This window comes from Methylomonas subterranea (assembly GCF_024505185.1).
Lineage (GTDB): Bacteria > Pseudomonadota > Gammaproteobacteria > Methylococcales > Methylomonadaceae > Methylomonas > Methylomonas subterranea.
Window position 1 is genome coordinate 44672 of sequence record NZ_JANIBJ010000023.1, and the last position, 12819, is coordinate 57490.

Annotated in this window: 14 protein-coding genes; 12 read left to right on the top strand and 2 right to left on the bottom strand. The window is 54.5% G+C overall.

Translation table 11 applies throughout. The annotated features are described in order from the left end of the window. The first annotated feature begins 40 nt into the window (after positions 1 to 40). The 6 genes from NP590_RS13075 to NP590_RS13100 all read left to right on the top strand — a co-directional run bounded on the left by NP590_RS13075 (position 41) and on the right by NP590_RS13100 (position 4025). Entirely contained in the window at positions 41 to 1279 is a 1239-nt protein-coding gene (locus tag NP590_RS13075) for a nucleotidyltransferase domain-containing protein (RefSeq protein ID WP_256602920.1), read from the top strand. 286 nt (positions 1280 to 1565) lie between these two features. Next, entirely contained in the window at positions 1566 to 1733 is a 168-nt protein-coding gene (locus NP590_RS13080) for a hypothetical protein (protein ID WP_256602921.1), read from the top strand. Positions 1734 to 1748: 15 nt separating this feature from the next. Further along, positions 1749 to 1913: a hypothetical protein gene (locus tag NP590_RS13085; RefSeq protein WP_256602922.1), complete on the top strand. Its 165-nt coding sequence runs from the start codon at positions 1749 to 1751 to the stop codon at positions 1911 to 1913. 522 nt (positions 1914 to 2435) lie between these two features. Then, the gene (locus NP590_RS13090) at positions 2436 to 2591 is read left to right on the top strand and encodes a hypothetical protein (RefSeq protein WP_256602923.1); all 156 of its coding nucleotides are present in this window, start codon (positions 2436 to 2438) and stop codon (positions 2589 to 2591) included. An 85-nt stretch (positions 2592 to 2676) separates the two neighbouring features. Further along, positions 2677 to 3624 carry a phosphoenolpyruvate carboxykinase (ATP) gene (locus NP590_RS13095; protein WP_256602924.1) on the top strand — a complete coding sequence of 316 codons (948 nt, stop codon included), beginning with the start codon at positions 2677 to 2679 and terminating at the stop codon, positions 3622 to 3624. Positions 3625 to 3734: 110 nt separating this feature from the next. Continuing rightward, the gene (locus NP590_RS13100; RefSeq protein ID WP_256602925.1) at positions 3735 to 4025 is read left to right on the top strand and encodes a PqqD family protein; all 291 of its coding nucleotides are present in this window, start codon (positions 3735 to 3737) and stop codon (positions 4023 to 4025) included. 18 nt (positions 4026 to 4043) lie between these two features. Here the strand turns inward: NP590_RS13100 and NP590_RS13105 are convergent, their stop codons facing one another. After that, positions 4044 to 4541, bottom strand: a complete 498-nt coding sequence (locus NP590_RS13105; protein WP_256602927.1) for a lasso peptide biosynthesis B2 protein — start codon at positions 4539 to 4541, stop codon at positions 4044 to 4046. 62 nt (positions 4542 to 4603) lie between these two features. On the opposite strand from NP590_RS13105, the gene NP590_RS13110 reads away from it, so the two are divergent. Continuing rightward, a complete protein-coding gene (locus tag NP590_RS13110; RefSeq protein ID WP_256602928.1) occupies positions 4604 to 6364 on the top strand; it encodes an ABC transporter ATP-binding protein in 1761 nt (586 codons plus the stop codon). Then, positions 6361 to 7530 carry an ATP-grasp domain-containing protein gene (locus NP590_RS13115; RefSeq protein ID WP_256602929.1) on the top strand — a complete coding sequence of 390 codons (1170 nt, stop codon included), beginning with the start codon at positions 6361 to 6363 and terminating at the stop codon, positions 7528 to 7530. Before NP590_RS13110 ends, NP590_RS13115 begins: the two co-directional genes overlap by 4 nt. Positions 7531 to 7540: 10 nt before the next feature. Here the strand turns inward: NP590_RS13115 and nadB are convergent, their stop codons facing one another. Next, positions 7541 to 9166, bottom strand: a complete 1626-nt coding sequence (gene nadB, locus NP590_RS13120; protein ID WP_256602930.1) for an L-aspartate oxidase — start codon at positions 9164 to 9166, stop codon at positions 7541 to 7543. Between the two features lie 137 nt (positions 9167 to 9303). Between nadB and rpoE the strand changes: the two genes are divergently transcribed. The 4 genes from rpoE to NP590_RS13140 are packed head-to-tail and all read left to right on the top strand — an operon-like array spanning position 9304 to position 12806. Further along, a complete protein-coding gene (gene rpoE / locus NP590_RS13125) occupies positions 9304 to 9894 on the top strand; it encodes an RNA polymerase sigma factor RpoE (protein ID WP_256602931.1) in 591 nt (196 codons plus the stop codon). A 10-nt stretch (positions 9895 to 9904) separates the two neighbouring features. Next, complete coding sequence (locus NP590_RS13130) at positions 9905 to 10411, top strand: sigma-E factor negative regulatory protein (RefSeq protein WP_256602932.1); 507 nt, start codon at positions 9905 to 9907, stop codon at positions 10409 to 10411. Between the two features lie 8 nt (positions 10412 to 10419). Then, a complete protein-coding gene (locus tag NP590_RS13135) occupies positions 10420 to 11364 on the top strand; it encodes a MucB/RseB C-terminal domain-containing protein (protein ID WP_256602934.1) in 945 nt (314 codons plus the stop codon). Between the two features lie 44 nt (positions 11365 to 11408). Further along, the gene (locus NP590_RS13140) at positions 11409 to 12806 is read left to right on the top strand and encodes a DegQ family serine endoprotease (protein WP_256602935.1); all 1398 of its coding nucleotides are present in this window, start codon (positions 11409 to 11411) and stop codon (positions 12804 to 12806) included. The last annotated feature ends 13 nt before the right edge of the window (positions 12807 to 12819 follow it).

Below are 12819 nucleotides of genomic sequence, written 5' to 3' on the forward strand. Positions count from 1 at the left end.
GCGGTTTGTCACGCGCGCAGGCGCTCGGGACCACATGCGCATGAATCCGCGCTTCCGCCAATTGTTGCTCGACATTCTGCATGTCGACCCGAACAGGCCGACTCTTGACCAGTTGACCTCCCTATCGCCGGCAGACTGGCGTAACTTGGTCGACGAAGCCATTCATTTTCGCTTGGCCCATCAGTTACAGCATCATCTGCTGGCCGACACCCGAGCCGGTGCATTGCCGCCGGCCGACTGCCTGACTCGGCTGGCGGAAGCCGTGCGTTCGGTACTGGTACATAACCTGGGGCAGCAGCATCAACTGCATAAAATGTTGGCCGCCTGCCGGGACGCGGGATTGCCGGTGCTGCTGTTGAAGGGCTTGTGGCTGACCGAAGTCGTATATGGCGATCTGAAGGCGCGCAACAGCGGCGATATCGATTTAATGCTGCATCCCAAGGATATGCCGAAGTTTATGGCTGTTGCCCGCCAGCTGAATCTGACCGCGCCCGTGGCCGCGGCGGATATGGCCGATCTGCTGCGGGCGCAAAACGAGTTGCCGCTGTATGCCGGCGATAAAGCCTGTTTCGACATTCATTGGTCGTTTACCCGCCCCGGCGAAGAAACGCCGATTGACGAAGCCCGGCTGTGGCGGCGGGCCGAAACCGCTTCGGTCGCCGGCTTGCCTTGCCAGAGTTTATGTCTTGAGGATCATTTGCTTTATCTCTGTTTTCATACCGCCATGCACCACGGCTTTTTGTATGTTGGTCCCAGGGCGCTGTTGGATGCGGCCCGACTGATCGAGCATCCGCCGCGCGCCATCGATTGGGACGATTTTGTAAGTTCGGCGCAAACCTTGGGTTGGCAGCGCGGCGTCTGGCTGACGCTGGAACTGGCGCGTGTATATCTGGGTGCCAATCCGCCCGGGCCGGTCATGCGGGCATTGCATCCCGCGCGGGTGGATGCGGCAGTTGTCGAGGCGGCGCTGGCGGCGATTTTTCAAGGTCAGAACTATCGCGACGCCCTGACTCCCAATATCGTGCGCCTGTTGGAGCAGGGCGGCTGGCGGCAAAGGCTGCGTCTTTTGGCTGCTCGATTGTGTCCGCCGCGCGAGGTGATCGTCTCCCTGTTGAGGGAACAATATCCGCATGCCGACCTTTACGGCCTATATGTCAGGCATTGGCGGCGCATGATAGGCGATCATGCCGGCAAAATAGTGATGTTGCTATTCGGCGCGCGCCGGCAACGCGCGGAAATGCAAAGAGCGACATTGCTCAAGCGCTGGCTGGAGTCGTAACCGATTCCCGCGCAATTTGGCGGGATTAAAGGTTTGTGTTAGCATCCGCCACTCGGCGACGCAGCCGATTTGTAATAATTCAGCGAGAGTGTAGGGTGGATAAGCAAAGCGAGCCAAAAACAGTCGGTGTCGAGGATCAAACGGCCGGTTCGGACCTCGAATCGGTCAAGCAGGTTTGGAACGCGCCGGGAATCGCGGTTCTGGCCGTGAATCCCGGTACCGAGGTGGGGCCGACTTCCGGGCCTACGCCCATTTAGCGTTACGGTTACTTCGTTCCGGTTTAACGATGAATATCCAGATCCAGAACGATTCGCGCGCCGAATGCGGTCATGCCGGCGATAAGCTTATCGACTCTAACGGGAAATTGAGTTGGTTGCCTCCGGCAATGAAGGTTTTGATGGTCAATCGCGACACCGACGAGGTGTTGATCAGCGGCGATGTGCAGATCGAATAATCAGGAGTCTTTAGCGTGCAAAATTCCGACAACATGGCACATAACGAAAAAATCAGTCAAGCACCGGCCGACAATGTCCCGAAATTGACCTGGATCGATCCTGAAATTGAAATTTTGGCAATCAATTCCGCAACCGAAATCCCCGATGTATCCGGTTCCGGGCCGTTGCCGGTAGGTTGAGCAATGGTTCGCCGATGTTGCCGGCGAGCCTTTTTAGATAGAATGAGAGGGCGAATCGGCGGTATTTACTCTGAAAGTCACGCGGCAACCGCCCAAAATACTAACGACATAACGCTGTTGACTTTCATCTGCCGGGGCGATGCCTAGCCTTCATGAGCGTTACTCTGAAAGTCATGGTAGGAGCGACGCACAGTCGCGATTCGCAAGGCCATCATCGCGCCGGTTTCATGAGCCTTACGTTGATTCAGTTCAATGATGTTTTTATGGTTGATCCGAAAGGGGGGAATGTATGGTCTACGACGAAAAAAAATTGCGGGAAAAGACTGAGTCGGCCGAGCAAAAGCTTGCGGAGGCTGGCAATCGGGCTTGGCGGACGCCGGAGATGCAATGTTTGGTGATTAGCAAAATTACCGAGGTACCGGCACCGGTTTGCACGGGTTCCAATTGCCCAACCTGATGTCCGGCGGTTTACGAGGTGGTCCGGGCACCGGGTTGCGCGCCTAAGTACACAGGAGATTCAAGTTGTTGGATGATGAAAATACAGTGATTGAAACCGAACAGGTCGATGGACCGCAAACGCCGATTTCGCTCGGCAGTTGGCATACACCTGAACTGAAAAGCATACAGATCGGCGTGGCTACCGAGGCACTTTGCGATGCTTCAAGTCCTTGCACGTGATTAATTAAATCGAAGGCAGTTTCCGCGTTGATTACGCGGAAACGACCGAAATATCCCAATTCATCCAATCCCGTTTTTCCCTTACGTGCCTGCTATTTCCGTTACGGACCAAAACTCGGTCAAGTTTGCCACCCATCATGCCTTCGGGTTGCGCTGGCACATTCCATTCGAATTTCCAAACTTCGCGCCGGTAAACGACGCCTGCATGGCGGATGTGGTCGTCGAATTGGCCGAACTGCCCGCCGTGGCGGCCGATCCTGAAAATCAGGGACGATTCAGCCGTATTAGTGCCGACGGGGTGATTTTCAAGTTGGAAGGCGTTGCCACTTTTCAGGTTTGCGGGGGCCGGCGGGTGAGGGTGGATCCGGAAGCCGGCGGCGATATGCAGATGATGAAGTTGATCCTGATGGGGGCGGTAGCGGCTTTTGTCCTGCATCAGCGGGGGAGGTTGCCCTTGCACGGCAGCGGAGTCGCCACGCCGCAAGGCGCCAGATTGTTTGTCGGTCACTCCGGCGTGGGTAAATCCACTTCGCTGGCCGCCTTGGTCAAGCGCGGTTATCCGATGATTTGCGACGATTTGGCGTCCATTTGTCTGGATGGCGATGTGGCACCTCGGGTGTTTCCCGGCGTGCCCTTGTTCAAATTGTGGGCGGACAGCGCCCGGGCCTTGGGAGTGGCAACCGCTGTGCTGCCGCGCGTGCGGGAGCAATTGGATAAATTCATCGTTCCGGCCGCCGCCGGGTATCAGGTTGCCGACAGCCTGCCCTTGCACACCATCTATCAGTTGGAGGTGCACGATAGGCCGGAGATAGCTTTCGAGGTCTTGCGCAACGCCGCCAAGTTTCACGCCTTATTGGATCATACCTGGCAGAACCTGACCTTAAAGCGCATGGGCTTGCACCGGATACATTTTCAGCAACTGGTTAGCTTGGCCAATCGGGTCAGGGTGGTGGCGATACGCAGACCCCGCGAGGGTGCCGAGACCGGCGTGGCGCAATTGATGGAACGCCTGGAAGCCGACTTCCAGGCTTGACGGCCATGGCCGATATTGTCGTATAAAGTTGCTTGGCGGCTTCTGTTTGATGAGATGGCTGATACGATGCCTTTATGATCGTAAAGTTGATAGATGATGAGATAACAGGAATGGACGATAAACAAATTTTGACCCTGGAAACCCGCGTGGCCCGCTCCGAACGGCTGACGGGCAGTCAGGTCGACAACGAGTGGGTGATGATCGATCTGGAAAGCGGCGAATACTACGGTTTGAATGCCATTGCCAGCGACATCTGGCAACTTCTGGTCGAGCCGATTCGGGTGGCCGATCTGTGCGCGGATTTGCTGCGGCGCTACGATGTCGACAAGGAGCGTTGCGAGGGCGAGGTCTTGGTCCTGTTGCGGCAAATGCAGGAAAAACGCATGCTGCGGGTGGTTTAAGCGCTTTGGTTTTTCCGTTTAAAACGCTTGGCCGGCAAAGGTATCGGCGGCGACAAAAGTACTTACCACGGTAAACTCCGCAAACCCGTCGCCGCCGGTAACCGGCACCCGGTCCACCCGCACCCAGGCATGGGCCTTCATTTCGGTCGGGTTTTGCTTGTTTATGCCTAAAAACAGCGCGTATGGAATGCCGTTGATACCCAGTATGACGCGCGCCGTCATGGCTTGCGCCAGACATTTCGATTCCCACGGCGTGTAATTGGCGGCGGTTCGGATGGCGCTACCGATATGTTCGGCGCGCATGACTTGTTGGGCGCCGGCCAGCGGAATTACGCCCACGTTTTCAAGGTGTCGGCCCAGATATCGCGCTATGTTTCCAAACGGCACGAGCAACAAAATGGCTCTCATGATGCCCAACAGGCAGAAGGCCGGGCCCAACCAAAGCGTCTCCCGCCAGTGCCGGCGCCGCAGTGCCCTGAATTTACGTAGCAAGAGCTTGGGTTTGCGCAGGTGCATGGGCGAGTCGGATTTCAGCGCGGTTCATTGAAAGCGCACGTATTTTAAGCCATTTTAGCAGCATGATCATTAATTCATCCCTGACCCGGTTCTTGCGCGCATTGTGGCAATTCGACGCGGTTTCCCTGAGCTATAACCTGTTGCTGAACATTGCCGCCGCCGCTTTCGAAGGCATCGGATTCATGGCATTGTTGCCTTTGTTGAAACAGATTCATCAGTTTCGGGACGACAATTTACCCGCGCCGGATGCCTGGGCCATGCCGGCTTATTTGGCCGAATGGCTGCGGGCTTTGCCGGCCGACCAGCGCCTGCTGGCGATGTTGTGCGCATTCTTCGGTCTGATCGGCTTGCAGTCGTTGTTGGTGACTTACCGCGAACAGCATTCGCCGATTTTACAACTGCGTTTTGTCGATCATATGCGGATGGCCTTGTTCCGCGCGCTGGCCGAATCGCGCTGGCGGTTTTTAGCCCTGCACCACAGCAGCGAATTCGTCAGTGTCCTCACCAACGATTTACAGCGGGTCGGTATCGGTTGCCTGTTTTTCCTGCAGTTAATCAGTCAACTGGTCATATTTCCGGTGTATTTTACGGTCGCCTTTGCCATGTCGCCGGTTATTTCGGTCATGGCCATGCTGATGGGTGTTTTGATGTGGTGGGGATTACGTTCCTCCAGCCGGGCCTCCCGACAAAACGGTATAGAGATCAGTCGAGCCAATAAAAATTTGTCCAACGACGTTCAGGAATTCATGGGCGGCTTGAAATTGATCAAAATCCATGGCGAGGCTGAGGGTTATATGCAGCGGTTTTCCAATGTCATGGCTGATCTTAGCGGACACCTGCAAGCGTTTTACGTCATCAGAAGCCGGTTGCAATCTGTTTATCGTTTGGTAGGCGCGCTGGCTTTGGCGGTTCTGACCTATGTGTCCATAGTGTGGTTGCATAGTCCGCCGGAAACCCTGTTGGTATTGATCGCGGTATTCGCCCGCCTGCTGCCTCAGGTTGCCAAGGTACATGTGGGCTTTCAGCAGATTTGGAATATGCTGCCGGCCTTCGATAACTGGCTGTATTGGTTGGATGCCTGTCGGGAGCAACGCGAAAGCCTCGACGATAACAAGGCCGCGCGGACTTTGCGCGACGGCATCGTCTTCAACAATGTCCGTTACAGTCATCCGCAAAGCCGGCAAGTTTGCTCAGTACCGGCGCTGTTTATTCCGGCCCGAAAGACCACCGTGGTTACCGGCCCGTCGGGGTCGGGTAAAACCACATTTCTGGATTTGCTCAGCGGTTTGCAAAGGCCGGATTGCGGAAGCATTGCCGTGGACGGCGAGCTACTGCATTCGCAGGCGGGTTGGCGGCGCATGTTGGCTTATGTGCCGCAGGATTGCGCGATCTTTGATGGCAGCGTGCGCGACAATTTGAATTGGGGCGCTAACGATATGGCCGATACGGCATTCTGGCGCGCGCTGGAACAAGCCGCCGCCGGCGATTTTGTCCGTAATTTGCCGAAAGGATTGGATACCTGGGTTGGCGAGCGCGGCGTACGGTTGTCCGGCGGCGAAAAACAGCGTCTGGCATTGGCGCGGGCATTGCTGCGGCAACCGGAGTTGCTGGTTCTGGATGAGGCCACCAGCGCGCTGGACAGCGACAATCAACAGCTGATTTTCGAGGCGATTCGGGCGTTGAAGGGACAGTTGACGGTCGTCATCGTCACCCACCATTATTATGACATTCGCCATGCCGTGGACGGTTACATAAGGGTCGAGCAAGGTTCGGTCGGCACATGGCAAGCCGTCGATCCGTCAGCCGAGAACTATATCGAATGAAAGCGCTGGTCATCGGAACCGCCTTCTTCAACATGTTGTCGTTGCCCGCCCTGTTGCACAGGGCGGGCTTGCGCGTACATGTGCTGAGCACGGTGAAGTCCATGGCGTGGGTGGCATATATTGCGGAGTTGACCGTGGTCGGCGATCCGGATGAAATGATTGCGAATGCCGCCAAGCAGGCCGAGTCCGGTTTCGATTTGGTCGTCGTCGCGGACGACCTTACTCTCAAGGCCATTGTAAATTCCGGGTTGTCGCCCGAGGACAAGGTCAAACTGTTGCCAGTATTGCAAACCGAGGACTTTGCCCACCTATACAGCAAGATCGGTTTATCGAGAGTGTTGCAAAAAAACGCCATCGACACGCCTGATTTTGCAGTTGCCGAAACCGCCGATGAGTTGAAGGGGCGGGCCGAACGCATGGGTTTTCCATTGCTGGTCAAAACCGATAGTTCGGGTGGCGGCATTGGAGTATTTGATTGCGGCGACAGGGCGCAACTCGGCCAAATACTTGAAAGCTCGCCGGTTTATCCGGTTCTGTTGCAACGAAAAATCCCCGGCCGGTCATTCGATCTGAGCGGATTTTTTCGGAACGGAAAACTGGTGCAGTTCGGTTGTGCCGAGCAATTGGATTTTGTCGGCGGAGCTTTCGGTCCCAGCAAGTTGAGGCGCTATTACCGGTCAAGCCAAGTGGATGCGAGGGTGAGTGAAGAACTGAATCGGCTTGGCGCGGCGCTGGGAGCCGACGGCTTCGTCAATATTACCTGCATCGTTTCCGATATCGATCAAAAACGCTATTACATCGAGGCGGATATGCGGCCGAATGTTTGGGTCGAATATCCGAAATTTATCGGCGACGATCCGGCGGATAAAATTCGCGGTTATTTTCTGCATGGGCAATATTACCAACATCCGGACAAAGTGGCGGACGATTCGGCCGACGGGAATGTCTTGGCTTATCTGCCGAGGATGAATAACCTTGAAATTCTGACGAATCAATATGCTTGCATAAACTGTTTCGACAATTATGCGGGGCTCCCGCTGTACCGCTGGATGTTTTTACAGCGATGGCGCCTGTTCTGCGTGCAGTTTGTCAAACCTTATGTGTCAGCGCCCGTTTGGGGCTATATGAAGCGAATTTGGCAACTCGGCCGCAAAAGCACGGTTTGAAGGCGTCGCGTCATTTTGCCGACCTGGGTGCCGGCACCAGCACGGTATTTTGCGGCGGCCGGCTGTCGTCCAAGGCGGGGTAGTCCTTGGTGAAATGCAGGCCGCGGCTTTCCTTGCGTTGCTGGGCGCTACGGATGATCAATTCGGCAACGATGACCAGATTACGTAATTCCAGCAAATCGCTGCTGATACGGAATTTGCCGTAGTAGTCGCTGATTTCGTCTTTCAGCAGTACCAGGCGGTTCATTGCCCGTTCCAGGCGTTTATTGGTGCGGACGATGCCGACGTAGTCCCACATGAAGCGGCGCAGTTCGTCCCAGTTGTGGGCTATCACCACTTCTTCGTCCGAATCGCTGACCTGAGATTCATCCCAGGCCGGCAACGATGGCGGTTCCGGCAGATGCGCGAATCGGCGGCGGATGTCCTGGTTGGCCTGTTCGGCGAACACCAGACACTCCAGCAGCGAGTTGCTGGCCATGCGGTTGGCGCCGTGCAAGCCGGTACAGGCCACTTCGCCGATGGCGTACAGGCCGGGGATGTCTGTCCTGGCGTCCCGGTCCGTCATCACGCCGCCGCAGGTGTAATGGGCGGCGGGTACCACCGGAATCGGCTGCTTGCTGATGTCTATGTCCACTTCCAGGCATTGGCTGTAAATGGTCGGGAAGTGTTTTTGGATGAATTCCTTGGGTTTATGGCTGATATCCAGATACACGCAATCGATGCCGTGTTTCTTGATTTCGCTGTCGATGGCGCGAGCGACGATGTCGCGCGGCGCCAGTTCCATGCGTTCGTCATAGCGGCGCATGAAGCGTTCGCCGTTAGGCAGGATCAAATGGCCGCCTTCGCCGCGCACCGCTTCGCTGATCAAAAACGAGCGCGCCGACGGATGGTAAAGACAGGTGGGGTGGAATTGCATGAATTCCATGTTGCCTACCCGGCAGCCGGCCCGCCAAGCCAATGCTATACCGTCGCCGCTGGAAATGTGCGGGTTGGTGGAATACAGGTAGACTTTGTTGGCGCCGCCGGTGGCCAGTACCACCACCTTGGCGGCAATGGTTTTGATGGTGTCGGCCTTGCTGTCCAACACGTATGCGCCGCAGATGCGTTGCGGGGACAACTCCAGTTTCTCGGCGGTTATCAGTTCGACCACATTGTGATGTTCCAACAAGTCGATGTTGGGGTGTCGTTGGGCGCGTTCGATCAGCGACAGCGAAACGGCTTTGCCGGTGGCGTCGTCGGTATGCACGATGCGACGATGGGAATGGCCGCCCTCGCGGTTTAAATGCAATTGTCGGCTGCCGTCCAGGCTTTTTTCCTCGGTAAAATTGACGCCTTGGGCCCGCAGCCATTCTATGCTCTCGCGGCCCTTGGAGACGGTGAGTTGCACGATTTCCGGATCGCAAAGGCCGGCACCGGCAATCAGGGTGTCTTCGATGTGCGATTCTATGGAATCGTACTCATCGTCGAACACCGCCGATATGCCGCCTTGGGCATAATAGGTACTGCACTCGGTCAGTGCGAATTTGGCCAGTACCGCGATCCGGTAAGTGTCGGCCAGATGCAATGCCAGACTGAGACCGGCGCCGCCGCTGCCGGCGATCAATATGTCGTAATGTAGGTTGGAATGCGCTGTCAAGGTGGTCTGTTTTGGAGTGTGAAGGTTTTATGACGCTGGCTGAAAATCATAACTTGTTTTAAAGCGGCGGTAATTTTTTTTGTATTGCCAGAACTAATGATGTTTAATTCTGTCCATCCCACAACCGTAAAAGTTCAGTGAACGAATCAACAAGGCTCTCCGAAGATTTAGATCAGGACTTGGTGCGAAGAGTCCAGCAAGGCGATAAAGCGGCCTTCGATCTTCTCGTTATCAAGTATCAACACAGGATAGTGCATCTGGTAAACCGGTATGTTAAAGATCCCAGTGAAGCACAGGATGTGGCGCAGGATTCCTTTATCAAAGCATACAAGGCCTTGGGCGATTTTAGGGGGGATAGCGCTTTTTACACCTGGCTTTATCGAATAGCGATCAATACCGCCAAAAATTACCTGTTGTCGCGTTCCAGACGGCATTCCGATTACGAAGTCGATATGCAGGATGCCGAACAAATCGAGAACGCGCCGCAGTTGAAAGACATTGAAACCCCGGAGCATCAATTGATGAACGACCAGATTATCAGCGTAATCAAGTCGGCCATAGAAAAGTTGCCGGAGGAAATGCGCATTGCCATTACTCTGAGGGAGTTCGAAGGCATGAGCTACGAAGAGATTGCCGAAGCCATGGATTGCCCTATCGGCACCGTGCGCTCCCGGATATTCAGGGCCCGAGAGGCCATAGACGAAAAACTAAACCCATTGCTCGGTTAAAGGTATTACCATGCAAGCACAACAATTTGAAAAACTCTCATTACTGGTTGACGATCAACTCGACAAGCCGCAATCCGTACAGTTGTTAAAGTCGGTTAGGCACGATCCCGCGCTGCAAGCCAAACTGCAACGTTATGCCCTGATCAGTCAGGCCTTGAAGGGCGAACAAGCCGCGGTCGCTGATTTGGATTTTGCCGATAAGGTCAAACAGCAATTGAAATCGGAACCGGTCTATTTGATGCAGCGGAAAAAATCCGACGATCAGTTTAAAAAGACCTCCTTGGCGGTGGCGGCGTCACTGCTGTTGGCCGTGGTGGGTTTTTATGCCGGAAAAATGCACAATCAGGTCCAGACGCTGGCGCAAGCCACTACTACCGCGGCGGCGGAGCAGAGCCCGGCGGAGCAAATGAATGCCCAGTTCAAGGAATATTTACAAGCTCACGACAATGTTTGGTACGTTAACAATAATGCCGGAGTCAAATCCTACGCCCGCTTGGCCAGTTACCAATCCAGATAAGTTTGTCGATGCGATTTTTATTTGTTTTCCTGCTTTTAATATCCCGCGCATTTGCAAATGACGATCAGGCTTTAGACGGTCAGCAATGGTTGCAAAAGGTCAACCATGCGATGAAGAACATGAATTACCACGGTACCGTGGTATTCATGAAACATGGTCAGATCGACACCATGAAGTACCGGCACACATTCGAGAACGGCGTGGAAACCGAACGCTTGAGCTCGCTGAATTCCCCGCTACGGGAAGTGACCCGCCATTCCAATGAGATCAGTTGTTTGTACAAGGAAAGTCAACAGAAAGTCGAAACTCATCATCCGATAGATCGATCCTTCATCGTCAACCTGCCGCTGAAGCCCGAACGTTTGCACGATCAGTATCTGTTTGCCGTGGCCGGCCAGGAAATGATCGCCATGCGCCCCGCGCAGGTGATTGCGATTTTACCCAAGGACGATTTGCGCTATGCGCGTAAACTGTGGATAGATACCACCAGTCTTTTGCCGCTGAAAGTGGAAGTTTACGGCCAGGATGGTAAAACGCTGGAGCAAGTCCTGTTTACCGAGTTGAATCTGGAAGATTCGGCCGCGCCATCCGATGCGGCTCTTACGGCGGCCGAAGCGGAGGACGATTCCCATCAACATGTTTCGCAAGCCGAAGCCTTCGAAAAATCCCCATTTGAGTTAAAAAAATGGCCGGCGGGATTTGAAAAAATTTTTTTCATCCGCAATACCATGCAGCAGTCTAAAAAAACCGTGGATCATTTGTTGATCAGTGACGGTTTTTCCAGCGTATCGATCTATTTTGAAGCCAAGGGTGAAAAAAGTATCGAAGGCTTGCGCACACTGGGACCGGTTAATTCCTACAGCCGGGTGATAGACGACCTGCAAGTCACCGCGTTGGGTGAAGTCCCGCTGCAAACCGTGGAACTGGTTGCCAAAAGCGTATCGTTGCGTTGAAACATTATCCACTTTTAAGTATGAAATATATGAATGGAGAATTCATGGTCAATAAATTTGTAAATAGCGTATGGTTATGGCTTTTGCTGACATCGCTGGCTTTCGCGCAACTGCCGGATTTTACCGAAATGGTCAAAAACAATGGCGACGCGGTGGTCAACATTAGTACTACCCAAAAGGCGCCGGATATGCAGATGGATTCCGATCAGCAGCAGATTCCACAGGATATACCGCCCGAACTGGAGGATTTTTTTAGGCATTTCTTTCAAGGCCCCGGCCGCGGTTATGTACCCAAGGAAACCAATTCCCTGGGTTCTGGGTTCATTATTTCCAAGGACGGTTATATCTTGACCAACCATCACGTGGTGAACAACGCCTCGGAGATCGTGGTTAAGTTGAAAGACCGCCGCGAACTGCTGGCGAAACTGGTGGGTTCCGATGAAAGCACCGATGTGGCGCTGCTGAAAGTGGATGCCAAGGATTTGCCGGTGGTACAGATCGGCTCGCCGGAGCAATTACAGGTCGGCGAATGGGTACTTGCCATTGGCACGCCGTTCGGGTTTGAACAATCGGTGACCGCGGGTATCGTCAGCGCCAAGGGCCGTAGCCTGCCGGACGGTAATTATGTCCCCTTCATACAAACGGATGTGGCGATCAATCCCGGCAATTCCGGCGGCCCCTTGTTCAGCATGCGGGGCCAGGTTGTGGGCATCAACTCGCAAATTTACAGCCGTTCCGGCGGTTATATGGGCCTGTCCTTTGCTATTCCCATCGATGTGGCCATGAACGTCGCCGAACAGATCAAGCTCAAGGGTAAGGTATCCCGGGGTTGGCTGGGCGTACAAATTCAGGATGTGACGCGCCAGTTGGCCGAATCCTTCGGCATGGACAGACCGCATGGCGCCTTGGTCGCCAAAGTCATACCGGGCGGGCCTGCAGAGAAAGCCGGGTTGCAGGTTGGCGACATCATCGTGGAGTTCGACGGACACATCATAGAAACCTCCGGCGAATTGCCGCCCATCGTCGGCATGACTCCCGTCGATGAAAAAGCCGCGCTTAAGATCATCCGCCAGGGCGACAAGGAAGAGTTGTCGGTAAAAGTCGGTTTGTTGCCGGCTCAGGCCGTACAGTTAAGCCAGGGTTCCATGCCGGAAACCATGGTAAACAGGCTAGGCTTGGCGGTGGCGGATTTGACCGAAGATCAGCGTCAGCAACTACAGGTTGAAAAATACGGTGTGCTGGTGCAAAAAGTCGGCAAGGGCATCGCGTTGGATGCCGGCATTCAACCGGGCGATGTGATTTTGCGGGTGCAAAATGCGCCGGTAAAAGATGTTGCCGATTTTAATAAAATCGTTGCTAAACTGCCGGTGGACAAATCGATTGCCATGTTGATTCAACGCAACGGCAGCCCGGTCTTTTTGGCGTTTAAGATCGATAAATAACAGGTATCTTGCT

Excerpts from the sequence above, each read along its gene's own strand:
- NP590_RS13115 (WP_256602929.1), top strand. The coding sequence starts at position 6,361 with ATGAAAGCGCTGGTCATCGGAACCGCCTTCTTCAACATGTTGTCGTTG.
- NP590_RS13100 (WP_256602925.1), top strand. The coding sequence starts at position 3,735 with ATGGACGATAAACAAATTTTGACCCTGGAAACCCGCGTGGCCCGCTCC.
- NP590_RS13105 (WP_256602927.1), bottom strand. The coding sequence starts at position 4,541 with ATGCACCTGCGCAAACCCAAGCTCTTGCTACGTAAATTCAGGGCACTG.
- NP590_RS13130 (WP_256602932.1), top strand. The coding sequence starts at position 9,905 with ATGCAAGCACAACAATTTGAAAAACTCTCATTACTGGTTGACGATCAA.
- NP590_RS13075 (WP_256602920.1), top strand. The coding sequence starts at position 41 with ATGAATCCGCGCTTCCGCCAATTGTTGCTCGACATTCTGCATGTCGAC.
- NP590_RS13080 (WP_256602921.1), top strand. The coding sequence starts at position 1,566 with ATGAATATCCAGATCCAGAACGATTCGCGCGCCGAATGCGGTCATGCC.
- NP590_RS13135 (WP_256602934.1), top strand. The coding sequence starts at position 10,420 with ATGCGATTTTTATTTGTTTTCCTGCTTTTAATATCCCGCGCATTTGCA.
- NP590_RS13140 (WP_256602935.1), top strand. The coding sequence starts at position 11,409 with ATGGTCAATAAATTTGTAAATAGCGTATGGTTATGGCTTTTGCTGACA.
- NP590_RS13110 (WP_256602928.1), top strand. The coding sequence starts at position 4,604 with ATGATCATTAATTCATCCCTGACCCGGTTCTTGCGCGCATTGTGGCAA.